We start from the raw sequence: 23755 nt of genomic DNA, 5'->3' as shown, positions 1-23755 counted from the left end.
TTCGCGCCAACCCCCCGAGTCGAACGCTTTCCGCGACCCTACCGCTTCCCGCAACCCTATTTGTTCGCGCGCCTTACCTCCCCCCAATGACAGAGTCCGAACTCGCCACCCTCGGCGGTGGCTGTTTCTGGTGTACCGAAGCGGCGTTCAAGGAACTCGACGGCGTGAGTGAGGTCACGTCTGGCTACGCAGGCGGCCACGTCGAGAACCCAACCTACGAGGCGGTCTGCTCGGGCGACACGGGCCACGCGGAGGTAATTCAAGTCGAGTACGACCCCGGAAAACTGAGCTACGAAGACCTCCTGCAGGTCTTCTTCACGGTCCACGACCCGACGCAACTGAACCGGCAGGGGCCGGACGTGGGGACCCAGTACCGCTCGGCAGTGTTCTACCACGACGACGAGCAGAAGCAGACGGTAGAGCGATTCATTTCGGAACTGGAAGCTGAGGGGGCGTATGATGAGGACGAAATCGTGACCGAAATCTCTCCCTTGGAAGAGTTCTACGAAGCCGAGGAGTATCACCAAGACTACTACGAGAAGAATCCGTCCGACCAGTACTGCTCGATTCAAGCCGAACCGAAGGTCAAGAAGGTGCGCGAGAAATTCAAAGACAAGGTCAAGCAGTAACCTCACCCGCTACTGACGCCCGACCAGCGTTCCCCCGCGTAACATCCCCAACAATCCCTCCGGAAACAGCGGTGGCGCGTCTTCTCCCTCGAAGTCCGAAATCGGCTTCCACACCGCTTCGAACGACTCGTCGAACTCTGGTTCGTACGCATCAATCCGCTCCTGGTCGTACAGCGACTCGTCTTCGAAGACTCCGTCGTAGACCGCAATCAGTTCGTGAAATGGCTCGCCGTCCCACTCGAACTGATTTTCCACGACCCCCAGTCGTCGCAGATTCGTCACTTCGGCGTCTAACTCCTCGCGGAACTCGCGCACGACAGTCTCGTCGGTGTACTCGCCGAACTCGACGTGGCCACCGAGCGGTCGATAGCCGACTTCGTCCCTGCTAGGGTCCCGTACTTCGTTGACGAGAATCGACCCGCGGTCTCGCACGACGCAGATGGCTTTCGGTGTGATGTCCTCGCGTTGCATGGAACTCGAAAATCAAAATTAGCCGGCATAGCAGTTTCGAAATAGTTGGCGTCGATACAACTTACGTCGCCGATCACGCGCCGCCTGTGCAGTTTCCGCGCACACCCAGAGAATGGCTACCTTTTCACACGACCTACCCCGCGACATGGAATCCATCACTCGACGGAGCCTCCTGCTGGCGGCGGGCGTCTCGCTCGCCGGTTGTGCTGGCAGGAGTCCCGGTTCGGTCGCAGGCGGCCAAGACGACTCAGCGGAGAGTACAGCCACGAGAACGACGGCTCGCGGCACGCCAGTCAGTGGTCTCCCACTCGCTACTGACTCGCTCCCCGTAGAGTACGAGTTCGAGAAACTTCGGAATGAAGTCCTCTCCGGCGGGCCACCGAAGGACGGTATCCCCTCTATCGACGACCCTGAGTTCTGGACCCGAGCGGAAGCGGACTCGGAACTGGACGACCGCGACGTGGTGTTCGGACTGGTGCGCAACGGCGAGGTCAAGGCGTACCCACAGAAGATTCTGGTCTGGCACGAAATCGCCAACGACGTGGTCGGCGGCGAACCAGTCACCGTCTCGTACTGCCCACTGACCGGCACCGCGATGGGGTTCCGGCGCGGCGAGACGACCTTCGGCGTCTCCGGGAAGTTGCTCAACAACAACCTCGTGATGTACGACCGCGAGACCGACAGTCGGTGGCCCCAGATTCTCGGCACCGCAATCTCCGGCGAGTTCGAAGGCCAGTCGCTCCAAGAGTTCCGCCTCGTCTGGACCCGCTGGGCCGACTGGAAGGCGACCCACCCCGACACGAAGGTCCTCAACGAGGAGACTGGCTCGCTCCGAAACTACGGGCAGGACCCCTACGGCTCCTACGTCCCCGACCGCGGCGGCTACTACGTCCGCGACTCGACGCTGTTCCCCGCGCTGGCGACGGACGACCGCTTCCCGGCCAAACACGTCGTGCTAGGCGCGCGAACCGAGGACGGCCGAGTCGCGTTCGACAAGTCGGCGCTCAGCGAGCAGGGCGTTCTCCAGACCAAACTCGGGGGAAATTCCTACCTCGCGGTGTACGACCCAGCACTCGACATTGGCTACGTCTACCGGAACGGAGCGGAGGCGTCTGTCGAGGTGCAGGACGGCGAGGTGACTCTCGACGGCGAGACTCACGCGCCCGCGGAGTTGCCGCTGGAATCTCTCTATGCCTTCGACGCCATGTGGTTCGCGTGGTCTGGCTTCTATCCGAGTACGGCGGTGGTCAAATAGTGGTGGTCCACTGATGGCAACTGAAACGACTACCCGCGTCGGCGTCGGAGAGACAGTCTCCCGAACTGGCTTCGCCGTTCGCTCGACGCTTCGCCGCCGCGACGGACTCGCTGTCTTCCTCGGAGTCGCGCTCGCGTATCTGCTGGCGTACCTCTACGCTGTCGGCCACCTCGCTCCCGGCGACGGCGACGTGGGGATTCTCGTCGTCTCGGACCCGCTGGGTCGGTTCTTCCAGCAGTCGCTCGGTCCGCTGTCGTTCGAACCGGTCGCGCAGGTTAGCTTCGGCGTCGGCACCTATCTGGTCTCGCTGAACACCCTGCTCGGTATGGGTCTCGCCGTACTCGTCGGTCTCAATTTGGCGGTGACGTATCTCGCGTGGCGACAGCCGAAGGCGTGCGGATTGAGTGCTTCAGAAGCGTCGTCTGGACTGCTGGCGGGAATCCCTGCACTCCTGTCTGGCAGCGCTTGCTGTGGTCCGATTATCCTCGTCATCTTCGGAATCCAGGCCTCCAGCACGCTGTTAACTGCCTTTCAGTGGCTCTTGCCAGTCGCGGTGGTGCTACTGATTGGGAGTCTGTTATGGGTCGGCCGGAGGGTAGACCCGACGGTGGGCTGACGCGGTCGCTCAGTCGTTTGTCGTCCGACTCAGTGTTAGACTCCCTACTACCCCGAGAAAGCCAACGACTCCTGTCGCCAGCAACAGTGGCCGATACCCCGTCTGGGTGGCGACTCCCGCGAAGAGAATCGGTCCGGTCGCGCGCCCCAGAAACGTCGTGCTGTTCCGGAGGCTGAACGCACCGGCGCGGTACTCCTGCCGGACGAGACCACTCAGTAGGGCATCGACGGAGGGCATCGTCAGCCCGATTCCGGCCCCGAACACCACGACGCCAGCGACGATGACCGGGACGGCGGTGGTCAGCCACGCCAGCACCATCCCGACGCCGTAACAGGCGTAGCCGAACGTGATGAGTTGCGCGTCCGAGAATCGCCGAGCAAGGCGACCGTTCGCGGCGGCGACGAGAGAGGAGACCACCTCGGTCACGGTAATCACGGCTCCGATGAACAGTGGCGAGAGGCCGTAGGTTCCTTCGAAGAGGAACGGCAGTATGGTGAACACCGCGCCGAACGCGAGCAGTTCGGTCAGGAACGCCGTGCCGTACGGGACGACTGCGCTCCGAGTGGCGACTGTTCTGAGGACTCGCTGGAGATAGCCGAGGCTCCCGCGAACTGCGACGCCCGTGCGAGTCGCTCTGTCCGCGCCGCCCGTTCCGGTTTCGCCACTCACAGTCCCTCCATTCCGTTCTGTCCGCGACTCCTCCAAACGCAGGTGTGCGAACAGCGCGACCGGTAGTCCGGCGAGATACGCGAAGAACGGAACGTTCCAGCCGAACGTGACGAGGTACCCGCCTACGAGAGGGAAGACCGCGGCCCCCGCCGCCAGTACTGCCGTGTTCACTCCCAGTACTGCGTTGCGCTGGACGCCCTCGAACGCGTCCCCGATGAGCGTCACGGTGGTGATGAAGATGCCCGCCGCCGCAGTGCCCTGCACGATTCGGATGGCGAGGACGGTTCCGAAGTTCGACGCGAGTGCCATCGCTCCCCCGGCGAGACTGAAAATGAGTAGCGACGAGACAAGCACTCGTCTGCGGCCCACCCTGTCCGCGAGCAGGCCGATGAACGGCGAGAGGACGATGCCGGTGACGAAGTACAGCGAGACCAGCAGACTCACGCGAGCGACTGTGAGTCCAAAGGTGTCTCTGACGACGGGGAGCGCGGGCGCGATGAGTGGCACCCCGAGCGGTGCGAGCGCGGTGCTGGCCAAGACGACGCGGACGGTGCGGGACCCCCACGGGACGGCGTCGGGTGTGCGGGTGGCAGTAGTCATGATTTCCCGAGCGTGCGAGTTCGCGGCGCGCCGCGAACTCGCAGACGACACTCCTGCAACGGCGAGCGTGGTAAAAGTACGGCAGCGAAAAATCAGTTCACGGAGTCGAAGATTCGCCGATTCGCCCCGACTACGCCTCGTCGAACAACGTCTCGCCTTCGACCATGTTCTCCTCGACCACGTCCATGTCGAGGGTCACGCCGAGACCCGGCTTTTCCGGAATCTCGATGTAGCCATCTTCGATGACGTCCTCTTCCACGAGGTCTGCCCACCAGCCGAGTTCGTAGCTATGGTACTCCACCGCCAGCGAGTTCGGAATCGCCGCACCGACGTGGGCGCTGGCCATCGTCGCAACCGGTGAGGAGACGTTGTGCATGGCGACCGGGACGTAGTACTGGTTCGCAACGTCGGCGATTTTCCGGGTCTCGCGCATGCCGCCGACTTTCGGCAGGTCGGGCGCGATGATGTCCACGGCTTGGTTCTCGATGAGGCGACGTTCTTCGGTGACTCGGTATCGGTTCTCGCCGACCGTAATCGGCGTGAGCGTGGACTTCGTGACCTCCTCTTGCACCTCCAAGTTCTCCGGCGGCACGGGGTCTTCGAGCCACCACACGTCGTACTCCTCGATGGCGTCGGCGAGACGCTTCGCAGAGCCACCCGAGAACGTCCAGTGGCAGTCGAACGCCACGTCCGCGCGGTCTTTCACGCGCTCGGTGACCTTCTCGACGATTTCGGCCTTGTGGCGAATCTCGCCCGGTCGGAGGTGGCGGTTCGCGCGGTCCTTCTCGAAGCCGGAGGGCACGTCGAGGTCGAATTTGAGCGCGTCGTAGCCTAGTTCTTCGACCACGCGCTCGGCTTCGTCCGCACAGGCCTCGGGGTCTGCTTCTTCCTCGGTGTGGCAGTCACAGTAGACGCGAACTTTGTCGCGGTACTTCCCGCCGAGCAGTTGGTAGGCGGGCAGGTCCATGACCTTCCCCGCGAGGTCGTGGAGCGCGATTTCGATGCCCGCGATGGCCGTGACAGTCACGCCCTCGATGGAGCCTTCGCCGGACATTTTCTGGACGAGATGTTCGAAGAGACGGTCGATGTCCAGCGGGTTTTCGCCGACGAGGAACGGCGTCATCCGCTCGATGAGTTCGGGGACGCCCGCACCCCAGTACGCCTCGCCAGTGCCGACGACGCCAGCGTCAGTGTACACCCGTACGAGGGTCCACGGGAAGTTGCCATCTACCATCGTCGTCTGCACGTCGGTGATTTCGAGGTCGCGAGGGCCGTTGCGCTCGTTGTCGAGGCCCATCGTCCCCGAGGAGAGTTCCCGCATCGTGTACTCGGCGTTCGGGTCGTGAAGCGACTCGTAGTTTCGTCCCATGCACGCGACTAACTCGCCACGTAGTAAAAGTGTGGAGGTATCCGTCGAATTATGACGGGGACACCGTGATTCGAGACGTGAGCTTCGATGCGAACGACGGTTCGAGCGTGATGTAGACGCCCGCGGCCACGAGCGGTGTGGCCGCTGGTGCGCTGGCCGGATTCAAGGCGCCGACCGCACCGATGGACCACGTCATGCTTCCGAGGACGACTCGTTTGTTGGGTCTCAGCTGAGACCGAACGCTCCGTAGGCTACGTATTTTCATACTCTCTTCCTCCCGTGGGCGGTCAGCATCACGTTCGGGTGACGCTCGTCACTCGTCCGCCGACAATGTATGCTAACAATTCACACGGTAATAAATCTACTGTTAGTTCGACAGTGTAAATTAAAAGTGAACAGTCGCTATTGAAACGACTACAGCAGTCCGAGTGCTTCGAGGTCGGCTTCAAGCGCAGCGCGGTCCTCGTCGTCCATCTTCCGGAGCGGACTACGGAGCGGACCGGGGTCGAACCCGGTGTCTCGAATGCTCAGGGCGGTCTTCACGCCCGCCATGTACGGCCCGCGCTTGATGGCGTCGCGCACGTCGTACACCTCGCTCTGCAACTCGCGGGCACGCTCTTCGTCGCCCTCGTCGTACGCTTCGTAGAGGTCTACGACGAGTTCCGGGAAGACGTTGGCGACGGCGCTGACCATGCCCGTACAGCCGACTTCTAATCCGGGGAACAGTAGCGAGTCTGACCCCGCGAGGAAGGTCAGTTCCGGGTTCGCATCTATCGCCTGTCCGAGCCACGGCACGTCCTTGCTCGAATCCTTGAGTCCGGCGAGGTTGTCGATGTCCGCGAGCGCGTCCACGGTCTCCAACGATAGCGAGTTGCCGGTCTTGCTCGGGATGTGGTAGACGTAGACCGGAATATCGACCGCGTCGGCGACTCGCTGGTAGTGGTTCACGGCCCCGTCGTGGTCCAGCGGGAAGTAGTACGGCGTGACGACTACGACGCCGTCCGCGCCGACGGACTCGGCGTGCTCGGCGTGTGCGACCGTCTGGCGCGTACTCGGCGCGCCGACGCCCGCGATGACCGGCACGTCGCCGTCGATTTCTTCCACGACTGCCTCGACCACGCCCTCGCGCTCCTCGGGCGTCAGCAGGGGAAACTCGCCGTTGGTTCCCAGCGGGAAGACCCCGTGGGCACCGCCTTCGGCCACGTAGCGCGCGTGGGCGGCCGTCGCCTCGTAATCGACCGATTCGTCTTCGTCGAACGCCGTAATCGTCGGCGGTACCACGCCGTGCATGCCGAGAGGGTCGTCCGCGCCCGGTTTCGGCGCGTGGCCGCCGTCGGATGCGCTGTGTCCGTCGCGTTCGTCGTGCATGTGCGAATGGTCACGGGCCGCGTCCTTAAGCCGTTCCGTCTCGGCAGTTCTTTTTCGAGTGTGAGTAAACTTTTTGTGCCCGGCGACTAGAGGGAGAGATATGAACGTGACAGTCAAACTCACGGGGACGCTCGTCGCCCGAACTGGCACCCGGGAAGCCCGTGTCGGCGTGTCGGAGGACGCGACGGTGGGTGACGTGGTGGAGAAACTCGCAGACAAGCACGGCCCGCAGGTCCGCGCTGGCGTGCTGGACGGTCACCGACTCCGCTCGGACACGGTCGCAATTCGAGAATCCGTCGATACGGCCGAGACGCTCTCGACCGGCAGTAACCTGGAGTCCGGCGACACGGTCCGACTGAGTTTGAACGTTTGAGAAGTTCCCGCGTTCGAGTTTCCGTCTTCGACGTTCTCGCCGTTTCCAGCCCGATTCCAGCGGCTACTATCTAACGGCACTCCCCTTTTTCACTCTCGCTCGTCGGTTTCTCGTCCTCTTCGCTCGTCAGTTTCTCGTCCTCTTCGCTCGTCAGTTTCTCGTCTTCCTCACTCGTCGGTAGCCTCCCGAAATCGGGAGTACGGACGGCGATGCGTGTTTCGTATCAAGTCTTCATCCGAGACTCGCAGACCGAGTTCGTCCAACTCCTCGCCGATTCGGGTGAGGTCGTCGCCGTTCACGCCGATAGCTCGCACGAGGACGTTCGCTTCGCCAGTCATCACTTCTTGAACCTCCACGACGCCGGGAATCTCGGCTGCTGCCGCCGCTAACTCCTCGCGCTTCGGAATCGGTGCCGTACAGACGATGAGCGTGAACAGTTGGTGGCCCGTCGCTCCGTAATCGACGTCGGCGTGGTAGCCTCTGATGACGCCATCCGCTTCGAGTCGTTGGATGCGGTTCCGAACGGTACTCGCCGACACGTCGAGTTCCGCCGCCACGTCGCTTGAGGAGGTGCGTCGGGCGTCTCTTTGCAGTGTATAGAGGATTCGTTTGTCGAGAGAGTCCAGTTCTCGGCTCGCCATTCGAGCGGATGTTCGGTCGCCTCTCATAAAAGGACACTCACAGGGTGGTGTCAGAACGAGAAATTTGCGACTATATTTTATCGAAACAGCAACTTACTATTTATACTGATGGACAGAGTCAACGGTTACAAAAGTCTCGGGAGTGAACAGCGACGTACAACCGATGAACTCAGGCGAAATCGGTCTCCGCCTCGTCGCTGGCGTACTGCTCATCCTCGCGAACGGCTTCTTCGTCGCCATCGAGTTCGCGTTGACGCGCGCTCGGCAGTTCACCGAAGACGAGTTCGTGGACGGCAACTCGAAGCTCGAACGCGCGTGGGAGATGACACAGGACCTCGAACTGTATCTGACGACCTGTCAAGTCGGTATTACGGCGTCGAGCATCGCGGTCGGTATCGTCGCCGAACCGGCGCTCGCTGCACTGTTCGAGCCGCTGTTCGGTGGGACCGCTCTCGCCAGAATCGGGGCTGGCGCTATCATCGCGTACGCGATTATCAACCTCATCCACCTCACCCACGGCGAGCAGGCCCCGACCTACCTCGGGGTCGAGCGCTCGCGGATGGTGTGTCGGTACGGTGCGACGCCCCTCTACTGGTTCTACCTACTCATCTCGCCGCTCATCACGCTCGGCGACTACGTCGCCAAGTGGACGCTTCGACTGTTCGGCATCGAGATGACCGGCGCGTGGCTGGAAGCGGAGGAAGACGCAATCGAGACTCGTGCCCAACTGCGCAATCGAATGAGTTCCCTGCTGGAGCAGGGAGAAATCTCCGACGAGCGCCACGACGAAATCGTCAACGCACTGGCGGCGGGACGAACCGAAGTCCGGGACGTGATGGTGGACGAGGAGGACATGGTTCCGCTCTCGACCACCGTCTCTGTCGAAGAGAACCTCCGGCGCGTCTCCGAGACGCCGCACACGCGCTACCCACTTATCGGAGAAGACACCGACGAGTTCGAAGGCGTCGTCTACGTTCCGAGCGTCGTGGACTGTATCGAGGAGTTGAAAGCCGGTGACGTGACGTTCGCGGAGATTGCGGCACCGCCGATGACGGTCTCGGCCGACACCACCGTCAGCGACGCCATCGACCAGTTCCAGGCCGAGCGACAGGAACTCGCGCTGGTGCTCTCGGAGGGCGACGTGGTCGGTCTCCTCACCGCGACCGACGCGTTGGAGGCCGTAATGGGAGAACTGGAGGACCCACTCGACAGAGAGTACGAGTCCGACCAGAGTGGTTTAGGGCAGGCGACACCGGAGTAACCCGTTCCACGGCGGAGGTTTATTTCTCGTCCGCTCGCCTTAGCTGAGTTTCGCCAACCGATTCAGCGCTAACACAGTCCGCAGAATCTCGCCCGCCTTCCCGCGGTCGAAGACGAGTTCGTCGGTGCGGACGACGTGGTCCAGCACGTCCCGGGAGGCGTGTTCGGGGGCGGCCCCGAGTCCGTATTTATTTTCTGCGACCCACTTCATCACCCGGAGGTCGCTCTTGCTGTCGCCCATGACGACCGTGAACGGGTCCTCAATGCCCAGCACGTCGAAGGCTCCCTCAACGCCGACGACTTTGTTCAGTTCGAGGCTCCCGATTTCGGCGGCGTCGGCCTCGTAGTAGGCCACGTCGATGCGCTCGAAGAGGTCGGCGACGGTTTCTGGCACGTCGTCGGTCGAGCAGTCCGGCGTCCCGCCTTCCTGTTCTAGCACGCCGCGAATCTCGGGGTCTTGGTCGGCGTAGTAGGCGCGCGCCCACTCGCTGGGGTTCGCTTGGTCGGGGTCTGCGTCGCCCGCTGTGGCGAGTTGGGAGACCACGGCGTCCCCCAACAGGTCGAGTTCGTAGACGAGTGCCTCGTCGATGATTTCACGGGCCTGCCTGCTCCCCGTCTCGAAATTCGGCTTCATCGTGACGTTGAACTCGTTGCCCTGCAGGTGACAGCCACGCCGCAGGTCGTCGGGGGCCTCCGAGAGGACCCGCGAGCGCACGTCGTCGAAGATGGCCCGCACGTCGTCGTCCAGTTTCTCGTAGAGCAGTTGCTTGGTGTCCGCGCCGTGGCCGGGCGTGAACACGCCGGTTCCGGCCTCGTAGACGATAGAGAGGTCTCCGGAGTGGACGATTTCGTTGCCGAGCCCCTGAATCATAAATCCCTTGACGTTTTCGAGTGTTTGCCCGGTACAAACGACGATGGGCACGCCCTGCTCGTAGAACTCCGTGAGCAAGTGGAGCGTCTCGCGGGGAATCTCGTTGTCGGTGCCGCCAGCGGAGCGCAGTGTCTCGTCTACGTCCAGCACGAGAACGTTGACGTCGCGGTCGTACTTCGTACAGAGGTCCAGCGCGGTGAACGCTTGACTTCGAGTTGCGCGGGCGGCGATTTCGGCGAACGTCTCGCCGGTGTCTGGGAAGGCGTCCCGAATCTCGTCTTTGCGAGCGTCGAGTTCGTCGCTGGCGTCCTGCCAGTGTTCGAGTGCGACGCGCGAATCGACCGCGGGAAAGAGGTCCACGAAGTCCTGGTAGGCCCGCAGGGTCTCGGCGTCGAACTCGTCGTAGAGCCGATAGAGTTGGTCGTACCGTTCCATGCCTTGAGATGGGGTTGAGTGGCGGATAAAAGTCTGGGTGGGGGTGAATACTGTGGATGGGGGTTTGATGTGATTGTAGTCTTTGCTGGTCTCTCGACCCGCATTGTAGGAGACTTTTCCAATGGGAGTGAGGACGACTTTTCGAAGAGGACTGTAGACGACTCCTCGAACTGCACTCCGGACGACTCATAGAAGCTAGCTACTCCCGAAACCTATGTGAAACCGCACCGCACAGCACCGCTTCAGCCACACCTTAGCGGTTCCACCGCTCACTAACCGAGGCGCGCTCTCCGCACCGTTCGCGCGCCTCGCGTCCCTCCCCACCCGACTGTGTTACTCAGGTCCGGACGACGCGACACTAAAGGTCGCGTGGTCCGCGTTCCGATACTCGTCCCTCGCGCGAGTCGCTCCTGTCGTCGCTCCCACGCGCCGGGTCGGCAGTGAAAATGCGAGAAACTGACGTGGGGTCATGGCGCGCGCTGAGGCGGCCCGTGGTTTGGGCCGCCTCAAATCCGTGCGAGGGATGAGCGAACGAACGTGAGCGAATCGGTTGGGGAGGGTGTGGCTGAATCGGTTGCGGTACTGTGCGGTCTTCTAGGCTTCGGGAGTAGCTAGCCTCCCCGTCTTACCATCTGAGGTTCGCTTCTCCGTTTTTCGTCCGAATTCACTGCGCTCCTCACAGCACTCCACCTCGAAGTAGCAACTCCATCACGTCGTTCCCACCCCCTTTACAGCACCGACCCCCAAACACCCAGCTATGATAACACTCGCCTCCGACTTCGGCACGCCGTACCCGGCGGCGATGAAGGGCGTCATGCTCCAACGCACCGACACCCGACTCGTGGACGTCGCCCACGACTTCCCGCGACAGAACGTCCAGACGGCGGCGTTCTGGCTCCGAGAAGTCCTGCCGTACTTCCCGCCAGCGGTCCACCTCGTCGTCGTAGACCCCGGCGTCGGCACCGACCGCAAGGCACTCGCGATTCGGGCAGGCGACCACGCGCTCGTCGGCCCGGACAACGGCGTGTTGCTTCCCGTCGCACGCGAACTCTGCTCGGAAGACACTGCTCTGGTGGTCTTCGAAGTCGAGTACGCAGACACGGAAAGCACCACCTTCCACGGCCGCGACGTGTTCGCGCCCGCCGCCGCCGACGTGCACGAGGCAGGCGTCGAATCGCTGGAAACCATCGAACGCATCACGCCCGCCGACGAGTACGTAGACCTGCGATTCCCGGAACCTCAAATCGAAGTAGACGACGAATCTGACCACGAAGTCGCAATCGGCGAAGTCCTCGTCGTAGACGGCTTCGGAAACGTCGTCACGAACCTGCCGGGCGACCTGCTGGCGGGCAAACGAGAAGCTACGGTCAACGGCCAAACCGCCCCCGTCACCGACGCCTACGCGAAACTCCCCGCAGGTCAGCGACTCCTCACGGTCGGGAGCCACGGCAACGTCGAACTCGCGGTGAACCGAGGCCGAGGTGACGAGGCGTTCTCCCTCGACGTCGGAGATGAACTCCGACTGGAGCGCTGATGGCGCTGGACTCCTTCGCGGTGATGAACGTCGTGGGTCTGCTCGCGTTCGCCGTCGTCGGTTCCCTGCGCGCTATCGACGCCGAGTTCGACCTCTTGGGTGTCGCTGTCCTCGGCGTGATGACCGCCCTCGGCGGTGGCGTCACCCGCGACTTGCTCGTGGACTCCGTCCCGGTGGCGCTCCGTTCGACCACCGACGTGAGCGTCGCGCTCCTCGGGGTCGCCGTCGCCGTCGCGCTGGGCCACTTCGGCGTCGCGGACCGGACCGACCACTCGCTGGTCCTCTTGCCGGACGCGGTCGGTCTCGCGGCGTTCGCCACGACCGGTGCGCTCGTTGCCACCAGCGCGGGTCTCTCGCCGTTCGGCGTGGTCGTCCTCGCGACCGTGACGGGCGTCGGTGGCGGCCTCGTCAGTGACCTCTTACTCCAGAACGTCCCGTTCGTCCTCGTCGAAGACTTCTACGCGACCTGCGCGATACTCGGCGGCGTGGTCTTCTGGCTAGCGACGACTGTCGGCATCGGTCGCCGACCGAGCGCCCTCGTCTGTGCCGCCGTCGTCTTCGTCCTTCGCTTGCTTGCGATTCGCTACGAGTGGGAACTGCCGACCGTCTGAGAGGACGGTTATTGCGACTCCGAAACGGTGCTGAGGGTCAGCGACCGTGCTGGATGGATTGGGAAGTCAGGAGGAATTAAGTTGCAGTCATCGAGTAGGACGAGCAGAGAGATGAGTTCGTGGTGATTCCGCGGCGTCGAGTCCACCGGATTACGTTCGTTCTCGCTGGCGTGTACAACATGGCGTGGGGCCTCTACGCAGCAATCGACCCCCAGTGGTTGTTCCGCTTCGCCGGAATGGCACCGATGCGTCACCCCGAGATTTTCATGACGCTCGGGATGGTCATCGGCCTGTACGGAATCCTGTATCTGGAGGTCGCTCGCGCACCAGAACGAGGTTGGCTCGTCGCCGCAGTCGGCCTCGCCGGGAAACTGCTCGGTCCACTCGGGTTCGCCTTCGTCATCGTCACTGGTGCTTGGCCACCGTCAACGGTCGTCCTCGTCCTCACGAACGACCTGCTCTGGTGGCTGCCGTTCGGTCTCTACCTCTGCGATGCCTGGCCAGCGTTCCGGGATTCGACCGATTTGTCGGGCGGTCAGTTCACGAACTCCGACTGATGCACCAGTTCTCCCAGTCGTGGTGAGAGGGACGGCCGACAGCGAGACGATTAGGTGGTCCACTGGCCGCCGAAACTCGCGTGGGCCGCCGCTAGCGCGACTTCCGGATGCTGTAAGACGAGCGAGACGACCACGATGCTCGTCGCGACGATTGCGAAATCGGTGTAGATGCAGACGGCTTGAATGTTCGATGCCTTTCGAGACGGTTCCGTTCAAAGCTCCGTCTCGACCACGTAGCCCCACCGTTCCATCCCCTCGCCCTCGTAGAATTCGAGCGCGTCGTCGTTGCCCTCCCGGTTCGCCAGCGCGACGTACTTGCAGTCCCGCGCTTCGGCCCACGATTCGACGAAGTCGAGCAGTTCGCTTCCGTATCCCTCTCCGCGATGCGCCGCTGTCACCACGAAGTCGTGAATCCACGCGTGGCGAGCGTGGTGGAGGACGCGCTGAATCGAGAGACCGACGACGCCTCGCAGTTCCTCGTCCACGAAAAGACCGAACAGCCGATAGCCGTCTTCGTCGCGCCACGAGCGGACGAACTCATCGCTCGCATCGGTCCAGAGCTCCTTGAGAATCGGAATCGCCGCGTCCCACTCCTCCTCGGTCGTCAGTTCCTCGATTCGGGGGTCTGCCAAAGCTGGCGACTCGGAGGGAACTCGTAAATTCTTACCGCCCCGAAACCGCCTCGCCGTCGCGCTTCGACGCGAAACTCACGAGTCCGAACAGCAGTGCCAGTACGCAGGTGGTCAACACCATCCCGAACAGCGCCATCGAGACGGGCGAGAACTGGAACAACTCGACGCCGAGCAGTTCCATCGCCCGCCCGCGTTCTTGTCCGGTCGTGCCGACGACCGCACCCATGAGTCCGGAGAGCGCGATTACGACGACGGCGACGACGGCGAAGATAGGACGGCTAGAGCGAATCTCGTCTGTCACGATTCGGAGTTGGGAGCGACGGCGATTAGAATTGTCGATACTGGTTCTCGGTCGTCACCGATACTGATTCAGTCGTGCCTTCAACTCGGCGGCGGCCTCGCCTGCCGCGTCGTCGAACGCCAACTCCGACTCTTCGCCCGCGAAGATGATGCCACGAGTCGAGTTGACGAGGCCCGCGCCGTTGCTCGCGGTGGCGCAGGTCGCCGCCGCTTTCTCGTCGCCGCCCTGCGCGCCGACGCCCGGCACCAAGAACGGCAGGTCCGGCACGCGCTCGCGGATGGCGTAGAGTTCGTCTGGCGTGGTTGCACCGACGACGAGACCGATATTTCCGTTCTCGTTCCACTGGTTGCTCGCCATGTCTGCGACTGCCTCGTAGACGAGTTTGCCCGATTCCAGTTCGAGTTCCTGCACGTCCGCACCGCCGGGGTTCGAGGTGCGACAGAGCAGGACACAGCCTGCGTCCTCGCGGTCGAGGAACGGAGCCAGCGCGTCCTGTCCGAGATACGGATTCAGCGTGATGGCGTCCACTTTGTCGAGGATTTGGGCGTACTGCCGGGAGGTGTTCCCGATGTCGGCACGCTTGGCGTCGAGCAGTACTGGAACGCTCTTCCCGTGGGCGTGCTCGACCGTTTTTTCCAGCGACCGCCAGCCGTCGGGGTCCTCGTAGAAGGCCGCGTTGGGCTTGAACACCGCGGCGTGTTCGTGGGTCGCGTCGATGATTCGGCGGTTGAACGCCCAGCGCGGGAGGTCGGCGTCCCGAACCTCCTCGGGGAGTCGGTCTTCGTCGGGGTCGAGGCCGACCGAGAGGATGCTGTCGATGGCGTCGATGCGGTCGGCCACGCGGTCGAAGAAGGCTGTCATCTGTCGCAGAAATTTCACCGGGGCGGTTACAAACGTTCCTACTCGCCGCTCGTCGCGCAGTCCCGAAGCGCTTAAACAGGCTCTTTCCGAATCCACGAGCATGAAGCGACTCATCATCCACGGCGACCCCGGCATCCGCAAGGACGCCGTCATCGAGTACGACGACGGCGAGCGGGTCTGCTTCTCCATCAGCCGACAGGGCGACTGGCACGGTCCGGACGAACCGCAACTCTGGTGCGTCATCGGCACGGAAGACGAGCGGGAGGACTTCGAGAAGCGCAACTACGTCCCGCACTTCCTCGACACGGAGTCCATCGACGCTGAGGCGCTGACCGTCGTCAAGCACGCCAGCGAGATGGCAGTCTAAGGAATCCCCACTTTCTGCGACTTTGTTGCCCTAATCCCCAGCCACCGCGTCAACCTCCGGCGCTGGCTCCACCGCGAACAGGGCCGTAAAGACCACCGAGGAGACGACGATGAACCCGGCGGCGGTCCAGAAGGCAATCAGGACGCTCGTCGCGTCCCAGATGAAGCCGACTAGCACTGGCCCGCCGACTTGCCCGACTTTCCACGAGATGGAGCGCAAAGAGAGCGAGGACCCCACCGCGTCGAAGTGTTCGCCCTCCTCCACGAACAGTGCCATGCTGGCCGGGAGCCGCAGGCTGTCGCCGACGCCGAGGACGGCGTAGGCCGAGAAGAGGACGAAGAACGCCCCCGGAAGTACGAGTTCGCTTCCGAGTGCGGTGAGTGTGACACTGGGAATGTACGACTCTGCGAATCCTGCCAACGGTACCATGGCGGTGCCGACGGCGTAGACGAGTGCCCCGGCGAAGATGAACCGGTAGCGACTGCCGAAGCGGTCGGTCCAGTCGCCGACCTTGCCTTGCGTGAGCGATTTCGTTAACTTCCCACCGGCCATGATGCCGCCGATGACGAGCGGGTTGATGCCGAATTCGGTGCGGGCGTAGATTGGCAGGAAGATGATGACTGCCATCTTGCCCACGCTGAACGCGCCGCGGAAGAAGACGAGCGCCTGAATCGCGCGGCGGCCCATCAAGGTCTTGATGGCGTCGCGGCCGCTGGTCTCCTCGGGGTCGGCTTTCCCGCCGGGATTGTCCCGGAGGAAGCCCCAGACTGCGAGAAATGCCCCAATCGTAATCACCGACAGCACTGCGTAGGTGGCTTGGAAGCCGTAGACGTACAGCAGTAAACCGCCGAAGATGTCGCCGAAGAGGCTGGAGAACGCGCCGACTTGGTTGTACGTTCCTATCCAGAGGCCACGCGATTCGTCGGGACTGATTTCGCCGACGACGGTCGTGCCGGTTAGCCAGAGAATGGACGCGCTCAGACCCTGCACCATCCGGATGAGGATGACGTCCGAAACGGAAGAGGCGAACGCGAACGCGACGAAGACGACGACGTTCAAGCCCAAGCCAACCAAGAGGAACTTCTTCGAGTCCTGCAGGTCTACCCAGCGACCCAACGGAAGCACGATGAGCAACTGAATCGCGGCGAACGCTGTGCCGAACAGTCCCTCGACGGTACCAGATGTCTGGAAGAGGTCGGCGTAGAGTGCCAACGCGATGAGAATCGTCGAGTAGGCTTGACTCCGGGCGAACGCGGTGCTGGCGAGCGCGACGAACTCGCGATTGCCGAACAGGCCGAGTGACCCGTTTGCCGATTCGCCCACTGTTACGAATCGAAATAGTAGGTGTGACGCTAATAAGTCCACGGCTCGCGGAAACTGTTGGGTCTATCGAGAGCCGTGACGCGGTGCTACTGACAACGTGAGGAGCGACGAAAAAGCGGCTGTGGTGCCCGCTCGCGGTGCCGTCTGCTTAGTCGTCTTCGAGCGCGTCGGCGATGCGCTTGATAGCTCGGGTCTGGTCGCGCATCTCGTCGCGGAGCTGTCGAATCTCGCGGACGAGTTCCTCGTTCCCGCCGCTCTCGCTTTCGCCGGGTCGGCCGCCGGGACCCATGCCGCCGGGCCCGCCACCGGGACCGCCGCCCATCATGCCGCCCATCATCTGGGCGAACGGGTTGCCGCCGCCACCCATGCCGCCGGGGCCGCCACCGGGGCCGCCGCCCATCATCTCTTCCATCTTCTCGCGGCGGTCTTCGTCGCCCTCGCCCTCCTCGGCGCGCTTCTCTCGAATCTCCTCGACGCGCTCGCGGAAGGACTTCTCCTCGCCCTCGTCTCCGTTGTCAGGTTGCTCGTTGGCTTCGTCGTCTGCCATAGCCGGTGATTCGCGTGCCGCGTGGAAAAGCGTGGTGCATCGGGTACGAAATAGGAGCGTTGAGGGGCGTTTCTGAACCGGAGGGTTGACGACTGCGACTTCGACATTCGGGCGTGACAGACAGCGACAGGATTGCCAACAGGTCGAAGCTAGCTACTTCCGATACATAGAAGACCGCACCGCCCAGCACCGCATCAGCCACGCGCAGGACGGTTCCTGCAATTCGATTTTAGGTCATGGCGTGCGCTTGCGCGACTTCGTGTCGCGCCAAACTCCGCGCGAGGTTTCGCTGAGCGTAGTGAGGCGAGGCTCGGAAGAGCTTGCTCTTCCGGTGGATGAGTGAGTGAAACGAGCGAATCGGCTAGGGAGGAATGTGGCTATCCCGATGCTGGGCGGGGCGGTTTCTCATCGGTTTCGGCGATAGTGCTGTTCAGAGATTCAATTGAATTGTAGTCGCTGTCGCGGTACCAGTCCAAATCCCACGAACTACCACCACACAAAAAACGAAGAAACAGAATTACTAGTACGCCGATTCCCCGGTCTTCTCCACGAACGTCGCCGTCCCCGTATGATTCGAATCGTCGAACGACTCCACTTTCAGAATCGCCCGGATGTCCACTGCCCCATCCGGCGCGCCCTCGATACGCAGAATCGAATCACCAATCCGGGCAACCGGCACGTCACCGTCGTAGCCCGTGATGAACGCCGAAATCTCTTCACCAGCGTCGAAACTGGGCGTGTTCGTCCGGAAGCCGATCCCGGCGAAGAACTTGCGCTTGCGGCTCATACGCGGGCCACCTCCTCGGACTCGCGGTCAGAGATGTACTCCAGTCCGAACCCGGTCAGAGCCGAAATCAGGAACACGCCGAAGAGGAACCAGCCGTGGAAGACGAACGGCCAGACTTCGGCGGGGTTGACGAGCATCTCGCGGGTGAACCACTGGAAGTTGTCGGACCCGACGAGCGTGCGCATCTCGGCGTAGCCGACGAGGACGCCGCCCGCCCACGGGAAGATGTAGCCCAGCGCGGAGGTGTTGGCGTCCAGGATGTTCGCGCGTCGGTAGCCGTTGACGTTGAACCGCTCGCCGATGCGGGCGATGTACGGCGCGATGGCGATTTCGGCCGCCGTGTTGATGGTAATCATCGCGTTGACGCTCGCAGTGCCGAGTACCATCGTCGTCTCCGCGCGGCGGACGTTGGTCGCGACGTTTTCCAACAGCCAGTTCTGGATGGCTTCGAAGCCGCCGCCGCGAATCATGATTTGTGCGCCCGAGACGATGAGCAGCGTGAGGACGATGAGCGGGAAGAACCCGGCCGCACCGTTCAGAATCGACCCGCCGACGCCGATTTGGTCGGACGTGGCCGGGACCGTCGTCACGAACGGCAGGACGGCGAACGTCTCAGTGATACCGCTCGACGGCGCGCGGAACACGAGCATGTCGGACACCGACGCGAGTCCGAAGAGCAAGTTCGAAGCGATTGCCACGATGAGCCCCCACGAAATCGCTTCCACGATGTGGCGGCCACGAATCGCGGTGAAGATGACCACGCCAATCGAGAGCAGGTGGACGAGACCCGCCGACGTGGCTTGTCCAGCCAGTACGTCCTGTGCGGCCGAAATCTCGACGCCGGACATCGTACTGCCAGCAATCAAGTAGGCGACGAACGCCAACGACGCCGCGACGATAGCGTACTTGAACCGTGACGCGACGACGCCGCCGATGTCCGAGTCCTGCGTGACCGCGGAGACGATGGTGGTGTCCGAAACCGGTGCGAGGTTGTCGCCGAACACTGCGCCGGAGAGAATCGCTCCGAACAGGAGCGTCGGGTTCGCACCCAGTAGAATCCCGGCGGGGAAAAAGAGGCCAGTGAACGCGATGGTCGTCCCGTAGCCGGTGCCGATGCCCGTCGCTAGCAGTGCCGCGAGGATGAACGTAATCGCGGGGAACAGTGTGGCTCCGACGTTGAGTGCTTCCGAGGCCCAGACGAGTCCGCCGACGAAGCCACCCGTCTGGATGGTGTCGGCGAACATGCCCGCCCAGAGCCACGCGACGATTGCGGTGGCCGCGACGCGCTGGGTCATCCCCTCGAAGATGGTGTTGGCGTAGGTCTTCCAGTCGCCCTTGGCGAAGAACATCCCGACGACGAGTGCGACCAGCATACCGGCGACGAGTCCGGTCGTGTCGCCGATTCGCAAGACGCCGCTCTGGAAGATGGCCCACGCGATGAACAACGCGATGGGTATCGCACTCGCGGCCGGGCCACCGTAGAACTCTATTTCCCTACCGCGTCTGGCCTGCTGGGCCTCCGCGAGTTCCTGTTCGACTGTTTGTTCTCGATTGTCGTCTGACTCGCCCATGCTGTGATGTGTGTTTTCATACTGAGGGGGCTTATAAATAATCGCCAGCTAACGGCGAGATTCGCTAGTAGTGGTCGGTATTTTGGGGTGATTGGGTTCGTTGTGTCGGATTCGTTTGTCGGTGAGACGGGTTTGGTAAGTGTTGGTGGAGATACGACAACTTCGGATTTAGCATCTCGAACGAGTCCGCGAACAGACTATTGCCGGTGCTTAGGAGAACCGCCCAGCACCGCCAGCGCGCGCCGGAGGTTTGGCTAGTTTCTCTCGATTTCAGTTGCAGTCGGCGCGCGCTGGCACGACCCTGCGTCGTGGCGAACCCCGTGCGAGGGATGACTGAGAAGCGAGCAACGCGAGCGCCGAAGGAATCGGCTGGGGAGGTATGTGGTGCGGTAGCGGTGCGGTTCCCTTTGTATCGTGTAAGTAGCGGTCACGAACTCATCCGTCGAGTTGGCTACGGTTTCGACAGTTACTGCTCTTCAACGTGACCACCCCCGACAATCCTTCCCGCAATCTCGATACCAAAAATACCGCCATCATATGCCGCGCGTCTGACGCAAGGTTAACGGTCTGGAATGCATTGGCCCGCACATGACAAGCCTCGCGGAGACCTACGAGGAGAACGTCGGCGAGGTGGGCAACAAACGCCGACTCTACCTCGGCGTGGGGCTGTTCGCCACCGGAGCCTTGCTCGTCGTGACCGGCATGCTGACCGCCACGATAGGCGTCGATTTGCTCGCCGGGTTCGGCGTCAAGTGGTACCACGCGCGCGAAATCGCAGGCGTCCTCGCCGGACTCGGCGTTCCAGCGGTGTTCGTCGGCGTGTTCACCATCTTGCCCGCCAGCGAGCGCGTTCGCGCGGCCGCCGCAATCGGCGCAGGAATCGCCGTCCTCGGCGTGGCACTGTTCACGAACGCCTACCCCTACGACTGGGCGGGCGCAGGCGACAGTCGCGCACAGACCTTGCAGGTCGTCGCCGTCTACTTCTGTGGCCTCATCGTTACCTTCTGGTGTCTGTTCGTCGCCGTCGCGAACTTCAAGACGCGCAACGACCCCGGCGGCACCGTCACGCTCGAAATCAACAAGGAGGGCGAAGTTCGAACTGTCGAAGTTGACGCCGACGACTTAGACGACTTCGACAACTTGGACGAACTGCGCGCGATGCAGACCGAGTTGGCCGCCCCCGGCGAGTACAGCGACGACTCCGAGCGCAAGCCCACCGGATACGGCGGCGTCGGCTTCCTGGGCGACGTGCCGATGGACGACGCGCCGGGCGGGACCCACGCCGACGGCGGCACGGTCGCCGCGAACGACATCAGTTCACCGTTGGACGACCCGAACGCGGAGGGACTGTCGAACCAGCGGACGACCGACACCTACTGCGGGAACTGCAAGCACTTCCAGTACGTCCGGTCGGGCAACGGGATGCAACCCCACTGTGGCTTCTACGGCCGCGCCATGGACGACATGGACGCCTGCGACGAGTGGGAACCGAATAGCTGAGTCGCGAACAGACGAGACGCGAACAGTTGCCGATTTCTCACGGCGAATGGTAGATCCCCCAACATTTAATGTGGCATAGAGTAACAGTGTAGTATGAAGCGTTCAGCAGAGCGCCCAAGCGACGTGAGCAAGAAGTGGCCGCTCGCGTTAGGCGTCCTCGGCGTCGTGGCCGCCGCGATTCCCATCGCCGCTAGCGCACACTCGTTCTGGGTCGCCATCGGCCTCGGCATGGCGCTGCTCGCCGCCGCGCTCGCGGTCGCTACGGACGCAGACATGGACGGCCCGCCACCGCGCCGGACAGGATAGGTCCGACGGGGCTTTAGATTGTAGAGAGCGTCTCTTTTACCGACTCCCAGTGGCTTCCTTTCCAGAAGTGCTGCCCGCACTCAGCGCATCGCCAGACGCGCCGCTCCTCGGTACTCGGCGCGTACTCGGGCGTCGGTTGTTCACTCGTTCCGTCCACCTCCACCAGTTCGCCGTTACACGACGCACAGCGCGCTGGCTCTGTCAGTTCGAGTTCGAATCCCGCCGACGCGAGTTCTGCCAGTTGGTCGGTCACGCCGTGCGATTCGAGCAACATGCCGTCCTCGCCTGCACGCTCTGCGAGCGCCACGTCTCGGGTCAGGAGCAACCGATCGTCTTCGCGCGCCAGTTCGAGCAATCGGTCGTCGGCTTCGACGCCTCGCGGGTCGTCACTTCGCTCCTCCCCGCTCGTCCGTTCCGAGTCACTTCGTGGCTCGCAGTCGAGCGCATACGCCGCGTCGTAGCCACACATCCGTAGATAGGTCGCCAGTTTGCCGAGCATCACGTCGAGCAAGAGCGAGGTGTCAGCGGACGAAGAACGCTCGTCTTCATGCATCTCAGTGGAAGAACTCGCGCACGCCGTCGGCGTCCCGCGAGTTCAGCACGTCTGCCGTCTCGGCCCACCCGCGACGGGCGGTGTGGACGCCGTACCGGACGTTCGCGTACTCCGGCGGGCCGTGAGCGTCCGTGTTGATGGCGATGGTCGCGCCTGCTTCGACGGCCTGCTTGACCGCGCTCCCCCAGAGGTCGAGTCGGTGCGGATTGCTGTTGATTTCGAGTGCGGTGTCGTGTTCGGCGGCCGCCTTTGCGACGGTCTCGATGTCGAACTCCAACCCGGGACGACCGTTGAGAATCCGACCGCTCGGGTGGCCCAGAATATCGACGCTCGGATGTTCGACGGCGGCGACCAGACGGTCGGTTCCGTCACCGTCCAGTCCACTGTGTGGCGAGGCGACCACGCAGTCGAGGTCCGCTAGCAGGTCGTCGCCGACGCTGATTCCGCCGTCGGCGTCGATGTTGGCTTCGACGCCAGCGAAGACGGTGATGGGGAGATCCGCTTCGAGGTCGCGGATTTCGGCTACTTGCTCGCGCAGTTCCTCGTCGTCCAGTCCGACCCCGCCGACCATCCCCGGCCCAGTCGCGTGGTCGGAGACGCAGATGTAGTCGTGGCCGAACTCTGCTGCGGCGTCGGCCATCTGTTCGATGGTGTACTCTCCGTCGGACCACTCGGTGTGCAGGTGGAGGTCGCCGCGAATCTCACCCTCTTCGAGGAGGTCCGGGAGGTCCTCGTTCGCGGCGGCGTCGATTTCGCCCCGGTCTTCGCGCATCTCGGGCGCTATCGGGGGGAGGTCGAGGACTTCGTAGACGCTGTCCTCTGTTCTGCCCGCGATTCGCTCGCCGACTCGCTGGCCTTCGTCGGGGTCGTCGATGTCACTCACATCGAAGACGCCGTACTCGTTTATCTTCAGGTCGCGCGCGATGGCGTAGTTGCGCAGTCGGATGTTGTGTTCCTTGCTCCCGGTGAAGTACTGCAACGCGCTCCCGAACTCGTCGGGTACCACGACGCGCAAATCGACGCGCTGGCCGTTCGAGCGCACGCTGGCTTTGTCCGTTCCGGCCTCGATGACTTCGTCGGCCTCGTCCCAGTCGGTGAACGCGTCGATGACTGTCTCGCCATCGTCACTGGCGACTAGTACGTCGATGTCGCCGATGGTGGATTTCCACCGACGGAGCGACCCCGCGAGTTCGCATCTCCCTGTGTCCGGAATCGACTCGAAGAAGTCGAGTGCCTCTTCGCCGACAGGCCGGGCGTCGCCGAGCAGTTCGCGCTCGCGGGACTGGCGAGCGAAGTCGATGCCCTCCAAGATGTTCTGCTCTGACTTCTCGCCGTAGCCCGAAATCTCCTGAATCTTGCCGCCGCTGGCGGCTTCTTCGAGGTCGTCTAAATCCTGCACGCCGAGTTCGCGGTAGAGGTCACCCACCGTCTTCGGGCCGACGCCCTCGACGGCGGTGAGTTCGGCCATCTCGACGGGGAGTTCTTCGCGCTTTTCCTCTAATTGGTGGAACGTCCCCGTCTCGACGGCCTCGATAACTTTCTCGGCGATGGACTCGCCCACGTCGGGGATTTCTTGGACGGCTTCCGGTCCTTGGTCGGCGAGGTCTTCGATGTCTGCTGGGGAATCTCGGATGCTCTCTGCGGCCCGGCGGTAGGACTTGGGCTTGTAGCCTACGTCTTGGGCGTCCAGTAGGTCGGCGTACGCTTCGAGTAACTCGGCGATTTCGGCGTTTCGTCTCATGGTTTGT

Annotated in this window: 27 protein-coding genes; 11 read left to right on the top strand and 16 right to left on the bottom strand. The window is 62.9% G+C overall.

What is annotated here, in order from left to right; translation table 11 throughout:
• The first annotated feature begins 86 nt into the window (after positions 1-86).
• A complete protein-coding gene (gene msrA, locus F7R90_RS11775) occupies positions 87-629 on the top strand; it encodes a peptide-methionine (S)-S-oxide reductase MsrA (RefSeq protein WP_158057621.1) in 543 nt (180 codons plus the stop codon).
• Between the two features lie 9 nt (positions 630-638).
• Here msrA and F7R90_RS11770 read toward each other — a convergent pair whose 3' ends face one another.
• Positions 639-1100, bottom strand: a complete 462-nt coding sequence (locus F7R90_RS11770; RefSeq protein ID WP_158057620.1) for an NUDIX hydrolase — start codon at positions 1098-1100, stop codon at positions 639-641.
• 145 nt (positions 1101-1245) lie between these two features.
• Here F7R90_RS11770 and F7R90_RS11765 point away from each other — a divergent pair, with 145 nt between their 5' ends.
• Together F7R90_RS11765 and F7R90_RS11760 are read left to right on the top strand one after the other, a co-directional pair.
• Positions 1246-2355 carry a DUF3179 domain-containing protein gene (locus F7R90_RS11765; protein WP_158057619.1) on the top strand — a complete coding sequence of 370 codons (1110 nt, stop codon included), beginning with the start codon at positions 1246-1248 and terminating at the stop codon, positions 2353-2355.
• Between the two features lie 13 nt (positions 2356-2368).
• Complete coding sequence (locus F7R90_RS11760) at positions 2369-2971, top strand: hypothetical protein (protein WP_192498296.1); 603 nt, start codon at positions 2369-2371, stop codon at positions 2969-2971.
• A 9-nt stretch (positions 2972-2980) separates the two neighbouring features.
• On the opposite strand, the gene F7R90_RS11755 is transcribed toward F7R90_RS11760, so the two are convergent.
• From F7R90_RS11755 to F7R90_RS11740, 4 genes are all read right to left on the bottom strand, one after another.
• Positions 2981-4240, bottom strand: coding sequence for an MFS transporter (locus F7R90_RS11755; RefSeq protein ID WP_158057618.1), 1260 nt, complete (start codon positions 4238-4240; stop codon positions 2981-2983).
• Between the two features lie 130 nt (positions 4241-4370).
• Entirely contained in the window at positions 4371-5609 is a 1239-nt protein-coding gene (locus tag F7R90_RS11750; RefSeq protein ID WP_158057617.1) for a mandelate racemase/muconate lactonizing enzyme family protein, read from the bottom strand.
• 49 nt (positions 5610-5658) lie between these two features.
• The gene (locus F7R90_RS11745; protein WP_158057616.1) at positions 5659-5874 is read right to left on the bottom strand and encodes a hypothetical protein; all 216 of its coding nucleotides are present in this window, start codon (positions 5872-5874) and stop codon (positions 5659-5661) included.
• Positions 5875-6023: 149 nt separating this feature from the next.
• Positions 6024-6977: a dihydrodipicolinate synthase family protein gene (locus F7R90_RS11740; RefSeq protein ID WP_158057615.1), complete on the bottom strand. Its 954-nt coding sequence runs from the start codon at positions 6975-6977 to the stop codon at positions 6024-6026.
• A gap of 100 nt (positions 6978-7077) precedes the next feature.
• Between F7R90_RS11740 and F7R90_RS11735 the strand changes: the two genes are divergently transcribed.
• Positions 7078-7350, top strand: a complete 273-nt coding sequence (locus F7R90_RS11735; RefSeq protein ID WP_158057614.1) for a MoaD/ThiS family protein — start codon at positions 7078-7080, stop codon at positions 7348-7350.
• 167 nt (positions 7351-7517) lie between these two features.
• Here F7R90_RS11735 and F7R90_RS11730 read toward each other — a convergent pair whose 3' ends face one another.
• A complete protein-coding gene (locus F7R90_RS11730) occupies positions 7518-7991 on the bottom strand; it encodes an Lrp/AsnC family transcriptional regulator (RefSeq protein WP_158057613.1) in 474 nt (157 codons plus the stop codon).
• Positions 7992-8154: 163 nt separating this feature from the next.
• Here F7R90_RS11730 and F7R90_RS11725 point away from each other — a divergent pair, with 163 nt between their 5' ends.
• The gene (locus F7R90_RS11725) at positions 8155-9252 is read left to right on the top strand and encodes a CNNM domain-containing protein (protein WP_158057612.1); all 1098 of its coding nucleotides are present in this window, start codon (positions 8155-8157) and stop codon (positions 9250-9252) included.
• A 39-nt stretch (positions 9253-9291) separates the two neighbouring features.
• Here the strand turns inward: F7R90_RS11725 and F7R90_RS11720 are convergent, their stop codons facing one another.
• Entirely contained in the window at positions 9292-10557 is a 1266-nt protein-coding gene (locus F7R90_RS11720; RefSeq protein ID WP_158057611.1) for an HAD family hydrolase, read from the bottom strand.
• A gap of 757 nt (positions 10558-11314) precedes the next feature.
• Between F7R90_RS11720 and F7R90_RS11715 the strand changes: the two genes are divergently transcribed.
• The 3 genes from F7R90_RS11715 to F7R90_RS11705 all read left to right on the top strand — a co-directional run bounded on the left by F7R90_RS11715 (position 11315) and on the right by F7R90_RS11705 (position 13259).
• Positions 11315-12091 (top strand): SAM hydrolase/SAM-dependent halogenase family protein, encoded by a 777-nt coding sequence (locus F7R90_RS11715; RefSeq protein ID WP_158057610.1) that lies wholly within the window; start codon positions 11315-11317, stop codon positions 12089-12091.
• Positions 12091-12702 carry a trimeric intracellular cation channel family protein gene (locus F7R90_RS11710; RefSeq protein WP_225741158.1) on the top strand — a complete coding sequence of 204 codons (612 nt, stop codon included), beginning with the start codon at positions 12091-12093 and terminating at the stop codon, positions 12700-12702. Before F7R90_RS11715 ends, F7R90_RS11710 begins: the two co-directional genes overlap by 1 nt.
• Before the next feature lie 122 nt (positions 12703-12824).
• Positions 12825-13259, top strand: coding sequence for a hypothetical protein (locus tag F7R90_RS11705; RefSeq protein ID WP_158057609.1), 435 nt, complete (start codon positions 12825-12827; stop codon positions 13257-13259).
• A gap of 212 nt (positions 13260-13471) precedes the next feature.
• Here the strand turns inward: F7R90_RS11705 and F7R90_RS11700 are convergent, their stop codons facing one another.
• Genes F7R90_RS11700 through pyrF form a run of 3 tightly spaced genes read right to left on the bottom strand, consistent with a single transcriptional unit; the run spans position 13472 to position 15053 of the window.
• Positions 13472-13891, bottom strand: coding sequence for a GNAT family N-acetyltransferase (locus tag F7R90_RS11700; RefSeq protein WP_225741157.1), 420 nt, complete (start codon positions 13889-13891; stop codon positions 13472-13474).
• 31 nt (positions 13892-13922) lie between these two features.
• Positions 13923-14192 carry a DUF7520 family protein gene (locus tag F7R90_RS11695; RefSeq protein WP_158057608.1) on the bottom strand — a complete coding sequence of 90 codons (270 nt, stop codon included), beginning with the start codon at positions 14190-14192 and terminating at the stop codon, positions 13923-13925.
• Positions 14193-14246: 54 nt separating this feature from the next.
• Positions 14247-15053, bottom strand: coding sequence for an orotidine-5'-phosphate decarboxylase (gene pyrF, locus F7R90_RS11690; protein ID WP_158057607.1), 807 nt, complete (start codon positions 15051-15053; stop codon positions 14247-14249).
• A gap of 100 nt (positions 15054-15153) precedes the next feature.
• Here pyrF and F7R90_RS11685 point away from each other — a divergent pair, with 100 nt between their 5' ends.
• A complete protein-coding gene (locus F7R90_RS11685; RefSeq protein ID WP_158057606.1) occupies positions 15154-15420 on the top strand; it encodes an HAH_0734 family protein in 267 nt (88 codons plus the stop codon).
• A 30-nt stretch (positions 15421-15450) separates the two neighbouring features.
• Here the strand turns inward: F7R90_RS11685 and F7R90_RS11680 are convergent, their stop codons facing one another.
• From F7R90_RS11680 to F7R90_RS11665, 4 genes are all read right to left on the bottom strand, one after another.
• Entirely contained in the window at positions 15451-16743 is a 1293-nt protein-coding gene (locus F7R90_RS11680; protein WP_158057605.1) for an MFS transporter, read from the bottom strand.
• A gap of 148 nt (positions 16744-16891) precedes the next feature.
• Positions 16892-17290 carry a hypothetical protein gene (locus F7R90_RS11675; RefSeq protein ID WP_158057604.1) on the bottom strand — a complete coding sequence of 133 codons (399 nt, stop codon included), beginning with the start codon at positions 17288-17290 and terminating at the stop codon, positions 16892-16894.
• Positions 17291-17810: 520 nt separating this feature from the next.
• On the bottom strand, positions 17811-18077 hold the full coding sequence (locus F7R90_RS11670) for a DUF7513 family protein (protein ID WP_158057603.1): 267 nt from the start codon (positions 18075-18077) through the stop codon (positions 17811-17813).
• Positions 18074-19648 carry a Na+/H+ antiporter NhaC family protein gene (locus F7R90_RS11665; protein ID WP_158057602.1) on the bottom strand — a complete coding sequence of 525 codons (1575 nt, stop codon included), beginning with the start codon at positions 19646-19648 and terminating at the stop codon, positions 18074-18076. Before F7R90_RS11665 ends, F7R90_RS11670 begins: the two co-directional genes overlap by 4 nt.
• Before the next feature lie 588 nt (positions 19649-20236).
• Between F7R90_RS11665 and F7R90_RS11660 the strand changes: the two genes are divergently transcribed.
• Together F7R90_RS11660 and F7R90_RS11655 are read left to right on the top strand one after the other, a co-directional pair.
• A complete protein-coding gene (locus F7R90_RS11660; RefSeq protein WP_158057601.1) occupies positions 20237-21148 on the top strand; it encodes a DUF7139 domain-containing protein in 912 nt (303 codons plus the stop codon).
• Between the two features lie 93 nt (positions 21149-21241).
• Positions 21242-21454, top strand: coding sequence for a hypothetical protein (locus F7R90_RS11655; protein ID WP_158057600.1), 213 nt, complete (start codon positions 21242-21244; stop codon positions 21452-21454).
• Positions 21455-21467: 13 nt separating this feature from the next.
• On the opposite strand, the gene F7R90_RS11650 is transcribed toward F7R90_RS11655, so the two are convergent.
• Together F7R90_RS11650 and polX are read right to left on the bottom strand one after the other, a co-directional pair.
• A complete protein-coding gene (locus tag F7R90_RS11650; RefSeq protein ID WP_158057599.1) occupies positions 21468-22007 on the bottom strand; it encodes a Mut7-C RNAse domain-containing protein in 540 nt (179 codons plus the stop codon).
• Position 22008: 1 nt separating this feature from the next.
• Positions 22009-23748, bottom strand: a complete 1740-nt coding sequence (polX, locus tag F7R90_RS11645) for a DNA polymerase/3'-5' exonuclease PolX (protein ID WP_158057598.1) — start codon at positions 23746-23748, stop codon at positions 22009-22011.
• Between the last annotated feature and the right edge of the window lie 7 nt (positions 23749-23755).

Source organism: Halorussus halophilus (assembly GCF_008831545.1).
In the GTDB taxonomy this organism is placed as follows: domain Archaea; phylum Halobacteriota; class Halobacteria; order Halobacteriales; family Haladaptataceae; genus Halorussus; species Halorussus halophilus.
Note: the sequence above shows the minus strand (reverse complement) of the source record. Positions and strands in the feature narration are given on the sequence as shown.

Bases quoted from the DNA above. Each gene is read 5' to 3' on its own strand.
- msrA (WP_158057621.1), top strand. From the start codon at position 87: ATGACAGAGTCCGAACTCGCCACCCTCGGCGGTGGCTGTTTCTGGTGT.
- F7R90_RS11770 (WP_158057620.1), bottom strand. From the start codon at position 1,100: ATGCAACGCGAGGACATCACACCGAAAGCCATCTGCGTCGTGCGAGAC.
- F7R90_RS11765 (WP_158057619.1), top strand. From the start codon at position 1,246: ATGGAATCCATCACTCGACGGAGCCTCCTGCTGGCGGCGGGCGTCTCG.
- F7R90_RS11760 (WP_192498296.1), top strand. From the start codon at position 2,369: ATGGCAACTGAAACGACTACCCGCGTCGGCGTCGGAGAGACAGTCTCC.
- F7R90_RS11755 (WP_158057618.1), bottom strand. From the start codon at position 4,240: ATGACTACTGCCACCCGCACACCCGACGCCGTCCCGTGGGGGTCCCGC.
- F7R90_RS11750 (WP_158057617.1), bottom strand. From the start codon at position 5,609: ATGGGACGAAACTACGAGTCGCTTCACGACCCGAACGCCGAGTACACG.
- F7R90_RS11745 (WP_158057616.1), bottom strand. From the start codon at position 5,874: ATGAAAATACGTAGCCTACGGAGCGTTCGGTCTCAGCTGAGACCCAAC.
- F7R90_RS11740 (WP_158057615.1), bottom strand. From the start codon at position 6,977: ATGCACGACGAACGCGACGGACACAGCGCATCCGACGGCGGCCACGCG.
- F7R90_RS11735 (WP_158057614.1), top strand. From the start codon at position 7,078: ATGAACGTGACAGTCAAACTCACGGGGACGCTCGTCGCCCGAACTGGC.
- F7R90_RS11730 (WP_158057613.1), bottom strand. From the start codon at position 7,991: ATGGCGAGCCGAGAACTGGACTCTCTCGACAAACGAATCCTCTATACA.
- F7R90_RS11725 (WP_158057612.1), top strand. From the start codon at position 8,155: ATGAACTCAGGCGAAATCGGTCTCCGCCTCGTCGCTGGCGTACTGCTC.
- F7R90_RS11720 (WP_158057611.1), bottom strand. From the start codon at position 10,557: ATGGAACGGTACGACCAACTCTATCGGCTCTACGACGAGTTCGACGCC.
- F7R90_RS11715 (WP_158057610.1), top strand. From the start codon at position 11,315: ATGATAACACTCGCCTCCGACTTCGGCACGCCGTACCCGGCGGCGATG.
- F7R90_RS11710 (WP_225741158.1), top strand. From the start codon at position 12,091: ATGGCGCTGGACTCCTTCGCGGTGATGAACGTCGTGGGTCTGCTCGCG.
- pyrF (WP_158057607.1), bottom strand. From the start codon at position 15,053: ATGACAGCCTTCTTCGACCGCGTGGCCGACCGCATCGACGCCATCGAC.
- F7R90_RS11685 (WP_158057606.1), top strand. From the start codon at position 15,154: ATGAAGCGACTCATCATCCACGGCGACCCCGGCATCCGCAAGGACGCC.
- F7R90_RS11675 (WP_158057604.1), bottom strand. From the start codon at position 17,290: ATGGCAGACGACGAAGCCAACGAGCAACCTGACAACGGAGACGAGGGC.
- F7R90_RS11670 (WP_158057603.1), bottom strand. From the start codon at position 18,077: ATGAGCCGCAAGCGCAAGTTCTTCGCCGGGATCGGCTTCCGGACGAAC.
- F7R90_RS11665 (WP_158057602.1), bottom strand. From the start codon at position 19,648: ATGGGCGAGTCAGACGACAATCGAGAACAAACAGTCGAACAGGAACTC.
- F7R90_RS11660 (WP_158057601.1), top strand. From the start codon at position 20,237: ATGACAAGCCTCGCGGAGACCTACGAGGAGAACGTCGGCGAGGTGGGC.
- F7R90_RS11655 (WP_158057600.1), top strand. From the start codon at position 21,242: ATGAAGCGTTCAGCAGAGCGCCCAAGCGACGTGAGCAAGAAGTGGCCG.
- F7R90_RS11650 (WP_158057599.1), bottom strand. From the start codon at position 22,007: ATGCATGAAGACGAGCGTTCTTCGTCCGCTGACACCTCGCTCTTGCTC.
- polX (WP_158057598.1), bottom strand. From the start codon at position 23,748: ATGAGACGAAACGCCGAAATCGCCGAGTTACTCGAAGCGTACGCCGAC.